At 39.4% G+C, this 16,940-nt stretch carries 16 protein-coding genes and 2 tRNA genes; 4 read left to right on the top strand and 14 right to left on the bottom strand.

The features are described from left to right. Window positions 1-2: 2 nt before the first annotated feature. Complete coding sequence (locus tag ACFX4X_RS16065; RefSeq protein ID WP_377384763.1) at window positions 3-1,172, bottom strand: ATP-grasp domain-containing protein; 1,170 nt, start codon at window positions 1,170-1,172, stop codon at window positions 3-5. A gap of 384 nt (window positions 1,173-1,556) precedes the next feature. Between ACFX4X_RS16065 and ACFX4X_RS16070 the strand changes: the two genes are divergently transcribed. Genes ACFX4X_RS16070 through ACFX4X_RS16080 form a run of 3 tightly spaced genes read left to right on the top strand, consistent with a single transcriptional unit; the run spans window position 1,557 to window position 5,031 of the window. Next, on the top strand, window positions 1,557-3,302 hold the full coding sequence (locus tag ACFX4X_RS16070; protein WP_377384764.1) for an ABC transporter ATP-binding protein: 1,746 nt from the start codon (window positions 1,557-1,559) through the stop codon (window positions 3,300-3,302). A 23-nt stretch (window positions 3,303-3,325) separates the two neighbouring features. Next, a complete protein-coding gene (locus tag ACFX4X_RS16075; protein WP_284469069.1) occupies window positions 3,326-4,000 on the top strand; it encodes a response regulator transcription factor in 675 nt (224 codons plus the stop codon). Next, entirely contained in the window at window positions 3,997-5,031 is a 1,035-nt protein-coding gene (locus tag ACFX4X_RS16080; protein WP_284469070.1) for a sensor histidine kinase, read from the top strand. The genes ACFX4X_RS16075 and ACFX4X_RS16080 overlap by 4 nt, the downstream gene beginning before the upstream one ends. 324 nt (window positions 5,032-5,355) lie before the next feature. Here the strand turns inward: ACFX4X_RS16080 and ACFX4X_RS16085 are convergent, their stop codons facing one another. From ACFX4X_RS16085 to sigW, 10 genes are all read right to left on the bottom strand, one after another. Then, window positions 5,356-6,210 carry a CPBP family intramembrane glutamic endopeptidase gene (locus ACFX4X_RS16085; RefSeq protein WP_377384767.1) on the bottom strand — a complete coding sequence of 285 codons (855 nt, stop codon included), beginning with the start codon at window positions 6,208-6,210 and terminating at the stop codon, window positions 5,356-5,358. A 75-nt stretch (window positions 6,211-6,285) separates the two neighbouring features. Then, a complete protein-coding gene (locus tag ACFX4X_RS16090) occupies window positions 6,286-6,834 on the bottom strand; it encodes a hypothetical protein (protein ID WP_377384769.1) in 549 nt (182 codons plus the stop codon). Window positions 6,835-7,165: 331 nt separating this feature from the next. Continuing rightward, entirely contained in the window at window positions 7,166-7,537 is a 372-nt protein-coding gene (locus ACFX4X_RS16095) for an iron chaperone (RefSeq protein ID WP_377384771.1), read from the bottom strand. A 284-nt stretch (window positions 7,538-7,821) separates the two neighbouring features. Then, the gene (glmS, locus tag ACFX4X_RS16100; protein ID WP_377384773.1) at window positions 7,822-9,624 is read right to left on the bottom strand and encodes a glutamine--fructose-6-phosphate transaminase (isomerizing); all 1,803 of its coding nucleotides are present in this window, start codon (window positions 9,622-9,624) and stop codon (window positions 7,822-7,824) included. Window positions 9,625-9,703: 79 nt separating this feature from the next. Then, complete coding sequence (locus ACFX4X_RS16105) at window positions 9,704-9,835, bottom strand: hypothetical protein (protein WP_284469074.1); 132 nt, start codon at window positions 9,833-9,835, stop codon at window positions 9,704-9,706. A gap of 257 nt (window positions 9,836-10,092) precedes the next feature. Beyond that, entirely contained in the window at window positions 10,093-11,442 is a 1,350-nt protein-coding gene (gene glmM / locus ACFX4X_RS16110) for a phosphoglucosamine mutase (protein ID WP_284469075.1), read from the bottom strand. A 53-nt stretch (window positions 11,443-11,495) separates the two neighbouring features. Then, window positions 11,496-12,851 (bottom strand): CdaR family protein, encoded by a 1,356-nt coding sequence (locus ACFX4X_RS16115; protein WP_377384775.1) that lies wholly within the window; start codon window positions 12,849-12,851, stop codon window positions 11,496-11,498. Further along, window positions 12,844-13,668: a diadenylate cyclase CdaA gene (cdaA, locus tag ACFX4X_RS16120; protein WP_061440410.1), complete on the bottom strand. Its 825-nt coding sequence runs from the start codon at window positions 13,666-13,668 to the stop codon at window positions 12,844-12,846. The genes ACFX4X_RS16115 and cdaA overlap by 8 nt, the downstream gene beginning before the upstream one ends. A 218-nt stretch (window positions 13,669-13,886) precedes the next feature. Beyond that, window positions 13,887-14,510, bottom strand: coding sequence for an anti-sigma factor family protein (locus tag ACFX4X_RS16125; RefSeq protein ID WP_284469077.1), 624 nt, complete (start codon window positions 14,508-14,510; stop codon window positions 13,887-13,889). Between the two features lie 16 nt (window positions 14,511-14,526). After that, window positions 14,527-15,090 carry an RNA polymerase sigma factor SigW gene (sigW, locus tag ACFX4X_RS16130; RefSeq protein WP_089363893.1) on the bottom strand — a complete coding sequence of 188 codons (564 nt, stop codon included), beginning with the start codon at window positions 15,088-15,090 and terminating at the stop codon, window positions 14,527-14,529. A gap of 172 nt (window positions 15,091-15,262) precedes the next feature. On the opposite strand from sigW, the gene ACFX4X_RS16135 reads away from it, so the two are divergent. Next, complete coding sequence (locus ACFX4X_RS16135; protein WP_089363892.1) at window positions 15,263-15,448, top strand: aspartyl-phosphate phosphatase Spo0E family protein; 186 nt, start codon at window positions 15,263-15,265, stop codon at window positions 15,446-15,448. Window positions 15,449-15,585: 137 nt separating this feature from the next. On the opposite strand, the gene rocF is transcribed toward ACFX4X_RS16135, so the two are convergent. The 3 genes from rocF to ACFX4X_RS16150 all read right to left on the bottom strand — a co-directional run bounded on the left by rocF (window position 15,586) and on the right by ACFX4X_RS16150 (window position 16,863). Continuing rightward, a complete protein-coding gene (gene rocF, locus ACFX4X_RS16140; protein ID WP_377384778.1) occupies window positions 15,586-16,488 on the bottom strand; it encodes an arginase in 903 nt (300 codons plus the stop codon). Between the two features lie 208 nt (window positions 16,489-16,696). After that, a tRNA-Ala gene (locus tag ACFX4X_RS16145) sits at window positions 16,697-16,772 on the bottom strand. A 19-nt stretch (window positions 16,773-16,791) separates the two neighbouring features. After that, a tRNA-Gly gene (locus ACFX4X_RS16150) sits at window positions 16,792-16,863 on the bottom strand. Window positions 16,864-16,940: the final 77 nt, after the last annotated feature.

The raw sequence follows: 16,940 nt of genomic DNA on the forward strand, positions 1-16,940 counted from the left end.
CCTTAGATTAAAACCAGGTGTTTTATAGTCAAATATGGTATTAAGTCCAAATGAAGCAATTGGAGATTTTTATTCAAATCCTCACTTCTATAAAAGATGATTGCCATGCTCCGGTCATTTTGGAAAGGAAGATGTCTATATTCCAATACATGTTCGAATTCATGACGAAGTCCATCATGATCAATACATGAAACATCCTCCAGATTTATTTCCAGTGGAACCTCTGCAAAGAAAAAGCTATATATATGATCGTCCATCTCTTCCAATATCCGATTCCAATCGGGTTTCGTTCCTGAAAAATAGTGCTCATACAGATTCATTCCATAGGCATGGTAACCTAGATCCGTTGTACCCGCCCCAGCAAAACGCAGGGGATTGATTTCGATGGGTATCACGTGGTCTCCCTTTTTGCGAATTTCAAAGTGTATAGGATAATTCCTAAGTGGAAGGATCGTTTGGATATTCTTCATGAACTTTAGTGCATCATGATAGATTTCATTGATGGCCAACTTCGAAGTATAATAAATTCGATCGGAAGTATCGTAATCATCCTTGAATAATCGTTTGAAGACATTCAAAATGACCGGTTCACCATCTTGATTGTAATAACCATCAATGGCATACTCTTCACCCTGAATCCACTCTTCTATTAAAACGGTCTGGGAATCGACCACTTCTGAATCATATAATCCACCCGAATGAAGTAAATCCGCTTTAAGCTGGTTCACGGCTATTTCCCAATCCTGCTCATTCTTGACTTTGTGCACCCCTACACTTGAATAGCCAATATTGGGTTTGATAACCACTGGATACGGTATTTGATTTTTATCCAGGTCACTTATTATGGATAAATCGATATCTTGGAAATAGAAATCAGGATATAAAGATTTCGTCAAATTTCGTACCTGACTCTTATCCTTCAATAACTTTGACCAAATGTATTCATTGCTATTTGGTTGAAAATGACCTAATACTGTTATGCCATTTTCAGAGTTTGTAAGAATTCTTTTTTCCTTTTCCATGGAATTGAAAAATTCTGTATCTTTTTGAATGTTTAGCTTTTCCGATGTTAAAGTGTCTCCCCATTGCCCTTGTTCCAGTACTGGAATTTGCTGTTTCTCTAACACCTTTAGAAGAATTGGCGACACAATGGACTCATTCAAAATAATCATTCTTTTCACCTAACTTATCTGTTTTTTGTATCTCCATATTTAATCGGTTAAAAGCGGTAAGTATTTAGCTTATGTAGGTATTTATTATTAAAAATGCATTAAAAATCAAGATATCAATATATCTTTTTACCTATCCCATCAGATCTAGCCTTGAGGTCCTTACACATACCATCGAATATTTAATTTTCTTGAATCTTCATTAAAAAAGGCCGACACTATTTTAAGTGTCCGCCATATTTTTTCAAATTTATCATTCAGAAAAAGTTCACCAGTAATTTCGTGGAATAACTAAGACTAAATAGAAAAATACTTAGGAGTTCATATTCAATTCATAACTTTTTTATATACTTGCCCTATGAAGATCAAGAAAGGATGTATTAACATATGTCAGAAGAGAAAAAACAAAAAGGATGGCGCCAGTTCATTCGGTTAGTTCATCAAACGAAGCCTTCTAAACTAATGATAGGGATTGCATTAGCATTAAGCCTAGGTACAACAGGTGTAGGTTTATTAGTCCCTTTATTCACAAAAAATCTAATTAATGATTTTTCAATCAGTTCACTAAGCACTGAAAGGATCACACTTCTCGTTCTTGCCATCATTGTTCAAGCATTGGCCAGTGGATTTTCCATCTATTTATTAAATCGAATCGGTCAATCTGTAGTGGCGGGTATCCGCGATCAACTATGGAAAAAATTACTCGTATTACCCGTGAGTTATTTTGATGAGCATCCATCGGGTGAAACGGTCAGTCGCATGACAAATGATACAACTGTAGTGAAGGGATTAATCTCTGAACACCTCTCTAATTTCGTTACAGGCATTATTTCCATCGTTGGCTCCATGATCGTGTTATTTGTACTGGATTGGAAAATGACATTGTTGATGTTCATTGCCATCCCACTCTCTGTTTTGATATTAATGCCACTAGGGAAAAAAATGCATAAAATTTCAAAAGGGATGCAGGATGAGACAGCAAGCTTCACCTCAGTCCTTCAGCAGGTGCTAACGGAAATACGCCTTGTTAAAGCATCGAATGCAGAAGCTTTGGAATATCAAAATGGCAAAAAAGGAATCCATAAATTATTTCATTTCGGATTAAAGGAGGCAAAAATCCAAGCTTTGATTGCGCCGCTAATGAGTTTTGTCATGATGGCATTACTCGTGCTGATTTTAGGTTATGGGGGAATGCGAGTTTCTTCAGGAGCCCTGACAGCTGGAGCTTTGGTTGCATTCATTATGTATCTTTTTCAAATTATCATGCCCATGGCTCAATTAGCCAGTTTCTTTACACAATTCCAAAAAGCAACGGGTGCCACAGAGCGCATCATTTCCATTCTGGATTCAGTTGAAGAAGAAGATGCGATGCAGCCAGTTCAAAATATAAGTCAATCAATCAGCGTGGAGAACCTGAACTATAGTTATAATAATGGAGAACAGGTACTTAAAGATATAAGCTTTAACGTTGAAGCTGGTAAGGTCACTGCAATTGTCGGACCAAGCGGCAGCGGAAAAACGACACTTTTCTCTTTATTCGAGCGTTTCTACAAACCACAGCAAGGCTCCATTGCCATAGGCGGGAAGTCCATAAATGATTTCACGCTCCTTTCATGGAGAAGCCAGATTGGTTATGTTTCACAAGAAAGTCCAATTGTATCAGGCACAATTCGAGATAATATTTGTTATGGAATGTATCAGGATATAACGGATGAGGAATTAAATCAAGTCGCTAAAATGGCGTATGCAGATCAGTTTATTTCCGAGCTTCCCAACGGATTTGATACAGAGGTTGGTGAAAGGGGCATGAAATTATCAGGCGGTCAAAGGCAAAGAATTGCAATCGCTCGTGCATTTTTAAGAAACCCTAAAATATTAATGCTTGATGAAGCCACCTCCAGCCTAGACAGCAAATCGGAAAATGTCGTTCAACAGGCATTGAATGATTTAATGAAAGGCCGAACAACAATAGTTATCGCCCACCGCCTATCGACCGTTATCGGTTCAGATCAAATCATCTTCCTGGAAAAAGGGAGAATAACAGGTAGCGGTACACATAAAGAGCTGTATAATACGCATTCATTATATCGCGAATTTGCCCAACAGCAGTTGCACAAACTTGAACTGGCCTAATTCACCGAAAGGAAGGAAGAAGGATGACAAAGATATTAATAGTCGATGATGATGCACATATTCGCGAGCTTATAAACCTGTTGTTAAGAAAAGAAGGATTTGATTTATATGAAGCCTCGGATGGACTGCAAGCATTGAAAGTAATGGAGAAAGTGAAAATAGATTTGGCAGTCATCGACATTATGATGCCTAACATGGATGGATGGCAATTATGCAAAGAGTTAAGGGAATTTAGTGATATCCCCATTTTAATGCTGACTGCAAAAGGGGAAACAACACAAAAAGTAAAAGGATTCGGTCTTGGGGCAGATGATTATCTTGTAAAGCCATTTGAACCGATCGAATTGGTTCTTAGAATAAGAGCATTATTAAAACGGTATAAAATCACTATTTCACAAACATTAAATATCGGCGAATTAAAGATGAATCGCAACACGCATGAAATGTCATTCAAAGACCAGGAATATACAATTCCATTAAAAGAATTCGAATTGTTGTTTAAATTAGCAAGCTATCCTGGAAAAACTTTTTCCAGGGAAGATCTTATTGAAGACATTTGGGGCTATGATTATGAAGGTGATGAACGAACTGTCGATGTTCATATTAAAAGAGTGAGAGAACGGTTTCCGGAATCGGAATTCCCCTTCCGGATTAAAACGAGTTGGGGATTGGGCTACCGTTTGGAGATAACGAGATGAGAAGCGATCGATTTTTCAAACAAACACTTGGCATACTGTTTTTTCTTACGTTTATTTCAATTTGCTTTTCGGCCGGTTACTATATCATTCAGCTATTGCCATTAAGGTTACCCGATTATGTTCGGTTTCTGGCCACTATCATGACAAGCATCGCAATCATGATATCCATCGGTTATCTTATCCGCGCTATCCATCACAATAAACGGGTAAATATTTACCTCGAGATCATAGATGCCTTAAGGAAAATAGCAAATGGCGATTATAATGTACAATTGGATTTTAAAATGGAAAAGAAAAACGAAATGACCGATATCATTAACCACTTCAATCACATGGCCAAGCAATTGAAGCAAATGGAAGAAATGCGGCAGGAATTCATCTCTAACGTCTCACACGAAATACAGTCGCCCCTAACCTCCATTGTAGGTTTTGCCCAAGCTCTTCAATTTAATAAGCTGACAACTGAAGAACGAAATCATTATCTTCATATAATAGAGACAGAGAGCAGGAGATTATCTAAATTAAGTGATAACCTTCTAAAGCTTACATCCCTTGAATCCGAGCATCATCCTTTTGAAAGGACAGATTTCCGGCTGGATCAGCAAATACGAACCATTATTTTGGCTTGTGAACCTACGTGGTTGGAAAAGGAACTCGAATTGGATATAGCTTTAGAAAAGATTCGAATTTTTGCAGACCAGGATTTAATGAGCCAAGTATGGACAAATTTAATACACAATAGTATCAAATTCACCCGCCATCGTGGAAAAATCACGATTCGGTTAAAGCAGATTGATGACCTGGCATCTATAACGATATCCGACAATGGAATTGGCATATCCGAAACGGACCAGTTTCACATTTTCGAGCGATTCTATAAAGCCGACCTGGCAAGGGAACGTACAAAAAGCGGCAGCGGCTTAGGTCTGTCCATCGTGAAAAGAATTATAAAGATGCATGAAGGGACCATATCCGTGGAAAGTGAACTCGAAAAAGGAACGACCTTTACGATACTGCTGCCTGTTTCGTGAGGGTTTTGTGATTGTTAAAAACCTTTTTAATCATTAATGCTGCCTGCTATTTTTAAAAACACTGCCCGTTCGTTGATGATTATATTGTAATATCAACACTTCTACTAAAGATTGTTTGAAATTTCGGAGAAACTTCCTTAAAAGATCGAAATAGGAATTGGATAATTTAAACATATTAATATTACTTATATTATAAACGTTGGGTACAAAAAGCGAATTTGATACCTAACGATTAACAAGCCGGAAAAATTGTTGTTGGCAATAAATATGGACATTCCGCTTAAATGAAATCGTTATAATACCTGTATTATCTTTGATTAAAATTTATGTTAGGAAAATAACATACATCAAAAACAACAAAATAATATATCCATCAAAGAATTTAACTTTTCCACTTTGAAAATGGTTATTTTTTCTTACCTTTACAAATAAGAAAGTCAATATAGATAGAAAAAGTATTAAACCAGTTATGGTGGTAATTGGAGATACCATTACCTTAAAATAAGTTTCAGTAACCTTATCCGGGAAATGCATGATGATCCTCATTATTTCATTCACCAAAAAGTGAAAAAAGATAGCCGGGACGATACTCCCAGTATAGATGGATAATAGTGCAAGAGAAATACCCATTACAAATGCAAAAACAAAATTTCCTACCGTCATATGATAAATGCTAAAAATAAGAGCACTTAAAATTATGGCCGATTTTATGTTCATTCTCTGATATTGTTTTAATAATATACCCCTAAAAAGAATTTCTTCACTAATCGCCACTGAAAAGCCAATCATCATAATGCTGTAAAAACTTATGTTTTTACTACTCTCCATAAGTGTACCAACAATTTTTTCAGCAGTAAGCCATTCGCCCGTTAGTAGATAATGTTGGCTCCTCCCAAAAAACACAGTTAGCATATGAGCTATACTCCCCATTAAAATACCCAGAAGAATATATTTTATATGTACCTTATTAAGCCTAATGCTCGATAAGGTTATTTTTTTCTTTTTTAAGAAAAGAAAAAGAACATAGATAATAACCAGTTTACTTATAAAGAAAAATAATTGTTTGTTTATTTGCAAAAAAAGTTCTTGTAATGTAAGTTGGACAAAAGGAAAAATAATCATAATTAGTATAGTTATGTATAATATAAAACGATGTGTTTGCTTAATTTCAGTATCCATTCTTACCCCTTTATTATACAATAATTTCAAAGAAGCCATATTAGAATAAGGGTTTATATTTGTGCTGTTTTCAACTTATTTTATTGCCATTTTTTTATATTTAATGTAAGTTGCATTTCTTTGCTCTGTTTTTATCAAATTACCAGTTGGACTATATGTTTTTAGAGTTCCAGTCAATTTCCATGTTTCTTTGTATTGGTTCCATTTTTTCGTTGCCGAATATACCTTTTCTCCGCCACCAGAAATAACTAATTTACCAGCTATCTCCACCCTGAAGGTAAGGTTAAGACTCCAGTTTGTAGTATCAGTCACTTTTTTGTGAAAGACACTTGATTGTCGTTTATCTGTGGCTGTTTTCCAAGTATACCGATTACAAGTAGCACACACAGGAGATATACCAATTCTATTATTCGTGATTTCTCCTGTTTTTTCATCTACAAGTATAGGTATTTCTTGACCTAAAAGTACATCAGAGCCTGATAGAGTTGTATATTCTGTCAGAAACTCACCTGATTGGCTTTCCTCTTTTAATTCAGTTGGAGAACTTGCAAAGGTTGATGTGGGATTAAATCCAAACCAAAATACAGGAATTATTAATATAAAAAGGTATAATAACTTCTTCATCTCTTCACCTCACCTAATATTTTTTCCTTAGATACCCCTTATGAATTTTTGATTTAATATCTTAAGTAGTTTGGTTGTAATATTTGTTATCTCGATTTTATCAAAAAACAAAAGCACAAAGAGTTCCAAACTTGGAACTCCTTGTGCTTTTTTTGAACTTAAACTATATGGAGTCGCAACCGTAAAGGTAGGTCATTAAGGACGGAGCATATGCCTTTTTGCCTATGGAGAGCTTATAACCTCAGGACCACATCGTTTCACTTCTAATATGGAACAGAACCCCGAATAATGGACACTTTAATAGAGATTCAGCCCACCCTCCGATTTTTATTTATTTCCGCCAAAAAGTTGAACAGTCTGCCTTATCAAAAATATTATACTCGATCATTTTCTCAAGTAATGAGTAATCAACCGGACTGTCCCACTTGATACGTACCAACTGCTTGGTGTGATCATAGCCAGCCTGCACGATTGCATCAGAGAAATGATCGATCCCTGCCTTTTCAGGGGCAACAGCCAAATGATGTTTGGCTACGCTAAAGCCAATAATATATGTGTCATGATCGGTAAACATAGGCTGATTCCACGCAATTTTCGGCATTAGATTTGGAAATTTCTTAGATACCCAAGCCAGGACTTCTTCCGTTCGTTCCCTATGTTGCGGGTTATCAATATTCGTTAAAAACTCTGCAAAGACTTCCATGTCATTCTCTCCTAAATTAAAAAAATTTTATGAAGACTTCATTTTCAACAATGCACCATAGGAAGATCATTAACATTGCACTAATGGATGCCATGACTACCTACTGATGGATTTGATAGATTGCATTACACTGCACACCGATTCTTATTACCTCGGTCTTCTAATCCACTTGTCAACTTGAGAGGTTCTCGTTGTTTTAAACATAAAAATACCCCTTTGGCTAATCATAGCCAAAGGGGTAAAGCTTCGCAACTTTTTATAATCTACATTGCATTCATTCAAACTTACTCAACCGTTACACTTTTCGCAAGATTACGTGGTTTATCCACGTCACATTCGCGGTGCAAGGCTGCGTAGTAAGCAATGAGCTGCAGCGGGATAACAGAGATAAGGGGTGTTAATAGTTCATTCACTTCCGGGATGACGAAACGGTCATCCTCTTCTTCCAGACCCTTCATGGAAATGATGCAAGGGTTGGCGCCGCGGGCAACCACTTCCTTCACATTACCACGGATGCTTAAGTTGACGCCTGCCTGAGTAGCAAGGGCTATGACAGGTGTACCTTCTTCAATCAAGGCGATCGTTCCGTGTTTAAGCTCGCCGCCAGCAAAGCCTTCCGCCTGAATGTATGAAATTTCCTTCAGCTTAAGCGCCCCTTCAAGAACAACATAGTAGTCAAGGGAACGGCCAATGAAGAAGGCATTTCTTGTAACGGACAAATATTCACGGGCGATGTCTTCCATCTCTTCTTTCGAATCACATAGGGCTTCCATTGCCGTTGCAACGATTCCAAGCTCTTTTACAAGGTCGAAATCATACTCCATGTTACCGAATTGGCCAGTTACATTTGCTAATATGGCCAAGACCGCCACTTGAGCTGTGTAGGCCTTTGTTGAGGCAACGGCAATTTCAGGACCAGCATGCAGCAAGAGCGTATAATCCGCTTCACGTGACAATGTAGAGCCAGGTACGTTCGTGATGGTCAAGGCTTTATGACCTAGCGCTTTGATGGACACTAACACGGCACGGCTATCTGCAGTTTCACCACTTTGTGAAATGAAGATGAATAGCGGTTTTTTCGATAATAACGGCATATTGTAAGTGAATTCCGATGCCACATGGACCTCAACCGGTATTTCCGTCATTTTTTCAATGAATTGCTTACCAATCAACCCTGCATGATAGCTAGTTCCGCAAGCGATGATATAAATACGGTCAGCCTCACTTACGGCTTCAGTAATGCTATAATCGATTGCAAGTTTACCTTCTTCATTTTGGTATGCTTGAATGATTTTACGTATGACAGCTGGCTGCTCGTCGACTTCTTTGAGCATATAGTGAGGATACGTTCCTTTTTCAATATCACTTGCATCTAGTTCAGCAGTGTATGGAGCACGCATAACTTCTTCGTTGGAAAGATTCTTGATCGTTACCTTTTCATTTGTCACGATAACCATTTCCTTATCCATCAGTTCAAGGAATTGATCTGTGACTTGCAACATGGCCATTGCATCCGAAGCGACAACGTTAAAGTCTTTTCCGACGCCGATTAGCAGCGGGCTTTTATTTTTTGCGACAAAAATGGTTTCATTATTTTCAGCATCCAATAGGGCGATTGCATATGAGCCTTCTAATAGAGTGAGTGTTTGACGGAACGCCTCTTCCACTTCCATACCATCGTTTACGAACTTCTCTATGAGTTGAACGATGACCTCCGTATCCGTTTCACTTTTAAAGGCAACATCCTTCAAATATTCACGTTTTAGAATCGCATAGTTTTCAATGACCCCATTATGAACTAAAGTCAATCGACCTGAATTACTTTGGTGAGGATGGGCATTATCACGGCTTGGCACACCATGGGTCGCCCAGCGTGTATGTCCTATTCCAGTATGTGCAATAGTGTTTTCATCCACGGCTCCGCGTAAGTCCGCAATTCGTCCCTTTTCCTTAAAGATTGTCACGCCTGCTTCATTTCTCACAGCAATCCCTGAAGAGTCATAACCGCGGTATTCAAGTTTTTCAAGACCTTTTAATAAAATTTCCTTCGCATCATTAAGTCCAATATATCCAACAATTCCACACATAATTTCTGTTCCTCCAAACGATTCGAGGGAACAGGAATGCACGGGGGCATCCCTGCCCCCTCATCTCTGATATATATTTTTATAAAGGAAATGCCCTAAAGCACTTTTCCCATTGTGCATTTCCAATCCTTTGTGCAGTAAGTTGCCCTACTGTTTTAAGATTGGAATTACTGCGGCTGTGCACTTCAGCCGGGAGGTATCCGCCGATCATTCGATAAACCTCCTCCTCGTCAACTAAGCCTTTTTCGACCAGACTTAGTTCAGGCGCTTTTGTAAATCAGTTTCTCCTTGCCTACCCTCCTTTTTTGAAACAACCATTTTCAGAAAATGAGTTGTAAATCAGGATAATCATACCTTAAACAAGGGACATAGGTCAATTCTTTATTACATTGACCTACGAAAAAGAACTTCTTTATAAAAATATGCATAAAAGGAAATTTTGTTCCTTTTATGCATACGATTGGATTGTTATTCGTTTATTCCCATTTCCGCTCTAACAACTGAGACGATGCGATCTACATAATTAGTGCATTCCTCAGCAGTCGGTGCTTCAGCCATTACACGGACTAGCGGTTCCGTACCGGATGGTCTCACCAAAATACGACCGTTTCCTGCCATTTCCCCTTCGACTGCCTTAATGACTTCCTGTACCTTTTCATTATCAGTTACACCGTGCTTATCGGTAACTCTGACATTGATGAGTGTCTGTGGATATTTCTTCATCTCGCCAGCTAGTTCCGATAAGGTTTTTTGGGTGTCACTCATGATGTTCACAAGCTGTAAGCCCGTCAATAAGCCATCTCCTGTCGTGTTATAGTCCAGGAAAATGATATGTCCGGATTGTTCGCCGCCAAGGTTATAGCCGCCTTTTCGCATCTCTTCCACCACATAGCGATCCCCCACTGCCGTTTGGGCACTTTGTATACCATGCTCTTCAAGACCTTTATAAAAACCAAGGTTGCTCATGATCGTAGAAACCACTGTTCCCTGTTTCAGACGGTTATTTTCTTTCAAGTATTTCGCACATATATACATGATCTGGTCGCCGTCCACTATATTTCCTTTTTCATCTATGGCAATGACGCGGTCTCCGTCACCATCAAAAGCAAGTCCAACATCAGCACCTTTTTCTTTTAAGAATTCAGCAAGTGCTTCAGGGTGTGTGGAACCTACCTTGTCATTAATGTTCAATCCATTGGGCGATGCCCCCATTGTAGAGATGTCTGCATCAAGATCGGCAAACAAATGCATGGCCAAGGCCGATGTCGCCCCATGTGCGCAATCAAGCGCAACATGAATGCCTGTAAAGTCTTCATCCACTGATTGTTTCAAATACTGGAGATACTTTTGCCCTCCTTCGAAATAATCGTTCAAATGGCCCAAATCTCCGCCAACCGGGCGCGGAAGTTCATCCTTTTCCAAATCTAACAGTGTTTCAATTTCCGCTTCTTGATCATCGGATAGCTTAAACCCATCCGGTCCAAAGAATTTAATGCCATTATCCGCTACCGGATTATGCGAAGCTGAAATCATGACACCTGCTTCAGCACTTAAAGCCTTTGTTAAATATGCAACTCCCGGTGTCGAAATTACACCCAGGCGCATCACTTCAGCCCCAATGGATAATAGTCCGGCAACAAGTGCACCTTCCAGCATTTCACCAGAAATACGTGTATCGCGCCCTATCAGCACTTTGGGTTTTTCTGTATTTCTAGTAAGAACGTAGCCACCTAAACGGCCTAGTTTAAATGCCAACTCCGGTGTTAATTCGCTATTCGCTATACCCCTAACTCCGTCTGTTCCAAAATATTTACCCATCTTTATCGCTCCTTCTTCGAATCTTTACTGAATTAAATGATGTTAAAGGAAGGTCATGTCTCTTTTTCGTCTTTTTGAGTAATGGTTACCGAAGTCGTTTTAGGATCCAGTTCCCAGGTCACTCCCTCAGGCGCGTTTACCATCAGTTCTACATCATGCGTACCTTCATCTAAATTACTTACATCTACTGTAAGATTAATGTCTTCTTTAGTTATTTTCTTCAAGTCATCCGCTTCACCAAGCAAGGTGATGCTTGCTACATCGGTTTCCAATTCGGCGTCTTGGTCATCCTTTATGCCCACAGGCACTATTTTTATATTGCTGAATGTTTTAGATTCAATGGCAGCCGGTTCATCTTTATCGACTACCTTTTCTTCTTGTTTTTGTTCAGTTTCCGGTTTTTCCTCTTCTTCAACTGGATCTACATTCGCTTCATCCGCATCCACATCCACTTTCTCTGTGCGAATCTTGACCTTTGCTTTACCCAAGGACATTTTTTGTACACTTTCGGGTTTAGTAAGATCGAGTTCCAGGTCTGTATCACCGTCAATTTTCGAGATATTTACAGGAAGATTTACTTCACTTATTTTCCCAAGGCTCGTTTCTGACCCGAATAAGGTGACCTCATTTGGATCGACACTTATACTCTTGATCCTGATGCCATCCTTTGCCTTCCCAGTTTGCTTCGGGGTTATCGGCACCGTCTTGGAAGGAATGCTCACTTTTAAGGAAACGGCAACTGAAGCGGGCTCGATCGTCACGTCCAACTTATTCAAGTCCCGGTCAAGGGCTTTAACGGTTGCCTTTCCGTTCACATTTTCGTTAAGTCCCTTACTTATTTCAAGGTTTGCCTTTACATAGGAAATTTGATCAATCGTATCTTTAGCACCCGTTATTTTGACAGTTTTCGGGCTTACTGTTGGCTGGTCAGCGGTATATCCCTCTTCTAGTAAAGAGTTGTTATACTCGGCTTCAACGGGGAATTCCTTCGTCACCCGTTCCTGAACATTGACTTCCGCATATTCAGGATCGACCGTCGCCACTAACCTTTCATTCAAATCACTTATTTTAAATGTGACAGTTCTGTTCCCCATTGAGATTTCAGGATCCGAAAGGTCCACATAAACTTTAAAGTCCCTTTGGTTTTTCGCATTTATCAATAGACTTTTTGCTCCCTTTAGAGTAACATCCACCGTTTCAGGGACTCCGCTCACCACTAGATTCTCACGGTCATAGTACACTTCAACCGGTACATTTTCGATGGTCTCCGTACTGATTTCAGGGGCGGTCGATAAACCAAGGGATTTTTTATCCGACTCCATCTCAAAGTTAATGGAAATGAACAAAAGTACTGCTAAGGCAAAAGCTACGATTCTCATAAACCAAGCGCTATTGGTGTACTTATCCATTCTTTTTCCCCCTCCAGTTCCAGATGCCTGAGGAAGTTGATTTGATGTTCTCCACTACCAGTTCACTAGTAAGCATGGCCCTAAATGATTCTTGATTCAAATCCCGGTAAAGCTCGCCGTTTTTAGTGACGGATATCCCTCCCGTTTCTTCTGAAACAACAATCGTAAGACTATCCGTAACTTCACTCATGCCGATGGCTGCCCTATGCCGCGTGCCAAGTTCTTTTGATATGAATGGACTTTCTGATAATGGCAAGTAGCAAGCTGCGGCCGCAACCTGGTTATTTTGTAAAATAACTGCGCCATCATGGAGCGGCGTATTGGGGATAAAGATATTAATGAGCAGCTCTGAAGAAATATAGGATCTTAGAGGAATCCCCGTTTCAACATAATCTCCAAGCTCCGTACCTTTTTCTATAGTAATCAAGGCTCCAATCCGCCTTTTCGCCATATAAGTGGACGCCTTTAGAATTTCTTCGACTAAACGCTCTTGCTGGTTCTCTTCTGGAACGGTGCCCCTTGCAAAGAGCTTCCCGCGTCCTAATTGTTCAAGTGCCCTTCTCAGTTCAGGTTGAAAAATGACAAGAATCGCCAATACTCCCCAATTCATGACTTGTGCCATTAACCATCCAAGTGTATTGAAACCAAACAGGTTGCTTAAGCTTTTTACAATGACAATTACAAAAATTCCTTTTAGCAGCTGAATAGCCTTCGTGCCTCGAATAATAGTTAACAATTTATATATCACAAACCATACAAGGAGAATATCAATGAAATTTACTACATAGTCCCAAACAGTCAAATTGGATAAAGACATGTTGTTTCCTCCAGTCAGTATTACTCCAAATACCAATTACAATCGTTGTGTAATAACCTTAATAGTATACCATTTTTTAAATGATACATCTAAAAACTAGTGTGAGAAATTTACATGGTAAGGACGAATCATGCAAAATGGTTCCTTTCCCTTTAAAAAATAAAGCTGAGCGAAGTCACCGTATATGAAAACGATGCCCTTCTCCCAGCTTATAAAGCTTATTCCTTTTTTTCCTCTTTAGCAGGAACCAACGAGGTTGCAGTGTCCTTTACTTTATACCACATCCACTCAAAAGCTTGGTCAATAACATTGATGCTCCCAGTCACATTCCCTGCCTTAGACATATATTTATGTCCATTTATGACTGTAACATCTCCTTCTACTTCACCATCTATTTGAATGTTACCATTTTGAACTACCACATTTCCCTTGATTGTCTCACCTGCAGGCACAATCACCGTTTCACCTTCGACCACTAAGTTAGGCTGCTTTGACACTGAAAAATGTTCGTCCTGATTATAAGTGGAAAAAATAGATCCTGTCATCAATAAGATGAACATCGCTGCGGCTGTCATGAAGGGATGGCTTTTGAACCAACGTTTGGCGCCCGTTGTTTTCGTTTCCTTTGGCAATTGAGCCATAACCTTTGCTGTAAAGTCATCCGGGGCCTTAATATGTGAAGTGCTTTGTACAAGCGCGACCGCCTTTTTCATTTCATGAAAGTAATCCCGGCATTCAGCACAATTATGCAAGTGCTCCCGTAATACTTCTTTGTGCTCAGGTTTGATGTCCTCATCTAAATAATCATGCATATATTCAATGATTTCCTCATGGCAGTTCATTTTTCTCACCTTCTTTTTATAAATGGCGTAGTTGTTTACGCAAGGCTTCCCGACCACGATGTATTCTCGTCTTAACCGTACCGACTGGCAAATCGAGTATTTCACTGATTTCCTTTAAAGATAACTCTTCAATATACTTCAATACGATTACCGATCGGTATTTCTCGGGTAATTTCATTATTTCAACTTGAATGGTTTCCTGTAGTTCTAAAGATTCAACCTCTTCCTCGGGTTTCGCCATATCTGATGCAACATGGGAATACATATTCAATCCTTCTGTTCCTGCCACCTCTGCATCTAGATAGTAATCCGGTTTTTTCTTGCGAAGACGGTCAATACAAAGGTTAGTAGCAATCCGGTATAACCATGTCGAAAATTTCATTTGTATATTGAAACTGCGAATATTCACGAAGGCCCTTACAAAGGCCTCTTGTGCCAAATCTTCTGCTTCTTGCCTGTTTCCGAGCATCCTGAAACATATCTGGAAAACTTTGTCCTTGTAAATTTCGACAATTTCCCCAAATGCATTATGATCTCCCTTTAATACTTGATTAATTCTCTCTTTAATGAGTGCATCCATTTTCCGGTTTTACCCCCGCTCATGCGGCTATACGATTATTACGAATCGTAAGCTAAAAGGTTTCAAAAATTTATTACATTAATTTTAACAAAGTTTTACATTTTATGTTTAAGAAAAAAAAAACAGGGCTATATAGTAAGAAATTGTGAAATTCAAGGGAGTGAATCTCTACATGACTGCTGAACAAATTTTAGACCATATTGAACAATACAGACAGAAAATGATGATTTTGGCTTCCCGTTCTTCGATGGTTGATAATGAAGTTGTTGAAGTTAGCAGCAAACTGGACTCTTTAATCAACCAATACATCCATTTAACTAAAAATGGAGGTCTCCCAGACCGACGTGCTCTTAAGTGAATATGGATATGCGATTGCAACCATCTATTTATGGATATGTTCCGTTATATACACCCTGGATAATAAGCCTACGCCTTCTAGCATATAAAAAACAGTAACCCATTACAAGCCAGTTACTGTTTCTTTTATTTTTTCAGTTATAATAACTTTTCTCCAAATAACGAACCCATTAGAGCCACAGCAACGATTGCAGTTTTATTTCGCTCATCTAAAATGGGGTTGACTTCAACGAATTCAGCTGATGTAATCAAGTTGGATTCCGCGAGCATTTCCATGGCCAAATGACTTTCCCGATAACTTATGCCACCAATCACCGGTGTCCCCACTCCAGGTGCATCTGCTGGGTCAACTCCATCCAAATCCAATGAAAGGTGGACACCATCCGTTCTTTCGCTTAAATAATCTATGCACTCTTCCATGACCCTTGTCATTCCCATGCGATCTATTTCATGCATCGTAAATACTTTAATCCCTTTATCACGTATAAGTTCCTTTTCCCCTTCATCCAATGACCTTGCCCCAATGATTACGATGTTTTCTGGTTTCACTTTTGGAGCGGAACCATGGATATTGATTAGATCGGGATGTCCAAGCCCAATACTGACAGCAAGCGGCATACCATGGATATTACCTGATGGCGAAGTATCTTCCGTATTTAAATCCCCATGTGCGTCATACCAAATCACACCTACATTTTCATAGTGCTTTGCGACTCCTGCCAGTGTTCCTATAGCAATTGAATGGTCTCCACCCAATACAAGTGGAAAAGAACCGCCTTCTATTATTTCATCAACTCTTGTTGCTAATAGGGTGTTCCCCTTTGCAACAAGCGGTAAGTTTTTCAGATTTGTCCCAGGCTTATTTGCATTTCCAGGTCGTCCTACAATGATATCTCCTAAATCCTCTACTTCGATATTTAACTGTTCAAGACGCTCGAAAATCCCTGCGCAGCGAATGGCACTAGGTCCCATATCCACCCCTCGCCTTGCTTGACCAAGGTCCATAGGCAATCCAATGACGGATATTTTCTGAATAGACATACAACTCCCCCTTTCCACCATTTTACATCGTATATGATAAGTGGTTCAACTAAACATTTACATTTATAAAGATACACCACTCTTTCCTATCTCATACTTTTTCTATAAAAAAAGCTTCTAGGGGTTGGTTACCCCAACAATGCGTATAAACAAAAAAAAGTCTTAAACCATTTTGGCTTAAGACGTAAATTTTGGTGTATGTAGTTGATGGTGGAGCCTAGCGGGATCGAACCGCTGACCTCCTGCGTGCAAGGCAGGCGCTCTCCCAGCTGAGCTAAGGCCCCTAAGGGTTTAAAATAATTAAGCGGAAGACGGGATTCGAACCCGCGACCCCAACCTTGGCAAGGTTGTATTCTACCACTGAACTACTTCCGCAAATGGCTGGGCTAGAAGGGATCGAACCTTCGCATGACGGAATCAAAATCCGTTGCCTTACCGCTTGGCTATAGCCC

Source organism: Peribacillus sp. YIM B13481 (genome assembly GCF_042787985.1).
In the GTDB taxonomy this organism is placed as follows: Bacteria; Bacillota; Bacilli; order Bacillales; family DSM-1321; genus Peribacillus; species Peribacillus simplex_A.

Bases quoted from the DNA above. Each gene is read 5' to 3' on its own strand.
- ACFX4X_RS16065 (WP_377384763.1), bottom strand. From the start codon at position 1,172: ATGATTATTTTGAATGAGTCCATTGTGTCGCCAATTCTTCTAAAGGTG.
- ACFX4X_RS16070 (WP_377384764.1), top strand. From the start codon at position 1,557: ATGTCAGAAGAGAAAAAACAAAAAGGATGGCGCCAGTTCATTCGGTTA.
- ACFX4X_RS16075 (WP_284469069.1), top strand. From the start codon at position 3,326: ATGACAAAGATATTAATAGTCGATGATGATGCACATATTCGCGAGCTT.
- ACFX4X_RS16080 (WP_284469070.1), top strand. From the start codon at position 3,997: ATGAGAAGCGATCGATTTTTCAAACAAACACTTGGCATACTGTTTTTT.
- ACFX4X_RS16085 (WP_377384767.1), bottom strand. From the start codon at position 6,210: ATGGATACTGAAATTAAGCAAACACATCGTTTTATATTATACATAACT.
- ACFX4X_RS16090 (WP_377384769.1), bottom strand. From the start codon at position 6,834: ATGAAGAAGTTATTATACCTTTTTATATTAATAATTCCTGTATTTTGG.
- ACFX4X_RS16095 (WP_377384771.1), bottom strand. From the start codon at position 7,537: ATGGAAGTCTTTGCAGAGTTTTTAACGAATATTGATAACCCGCAACAT.
- glmS (WP_377384773.1), bottom strand. From the start codon at position 9,624: ATGTGTGGAATTGTTGGATATATTGGACTTAATGATGCGAAGGAAATT.
- ACFX4X_RS16105 (WP_284469074.1), bottom strand. From the start codon at position 9,835: ATGATCGGCGGATACCTCCCGGCTGAAGTGCACAGCCGCAGTAATTCC.
- glmM (WP_284469075.1), bottom strand. From the start codon at position 11,442: ATGGGTAAATATTTTGGAACAGACGGAGTTAGGGGTATAGCGAATAGC.
- ACFX4X_RS16115 (WP_377384775.1), bottom strand. From the start codon at position 12,851: ATGGATAAGTACACCAATAGCGCTTGGTTTATGAGAATCGTAGCTTTT.
- cdaA (WP_061440410.1), bottom strand. From the start codon at position 13,668: ATGTCTTTATCCAATTTGACTGTTTGGGACTATGTAGTAAATTTCATT.
- ACFX4X_RS16125 (WP_284469077.1), bottom strand. From the start codon at position 14,510: ATGAACTGCCATGAGGAAATCATTGAATATATGCATGATTATTTAGAT.
- sigW (WP_089363893.1), bottom strand. From the start codon at position 15,090: ATGGATGCACTCATTAAAGAGAGAATTAATCAAGTATTAAAGGGAGAT.
- ACFX4X_RS16135 (WP_089363892.1), top strand. From the start codon at position 15,263: ATGACTGCTGAACAAATTTTAGACCATATTGAACAATACAGACAGAAA.
- rocF (WP_377384778.1), bottom strand. From the start codon at position 16,488: ATGTCTATTCAGAAAATATCCGTCATTGGATTGCCTATGGACCTTGGT.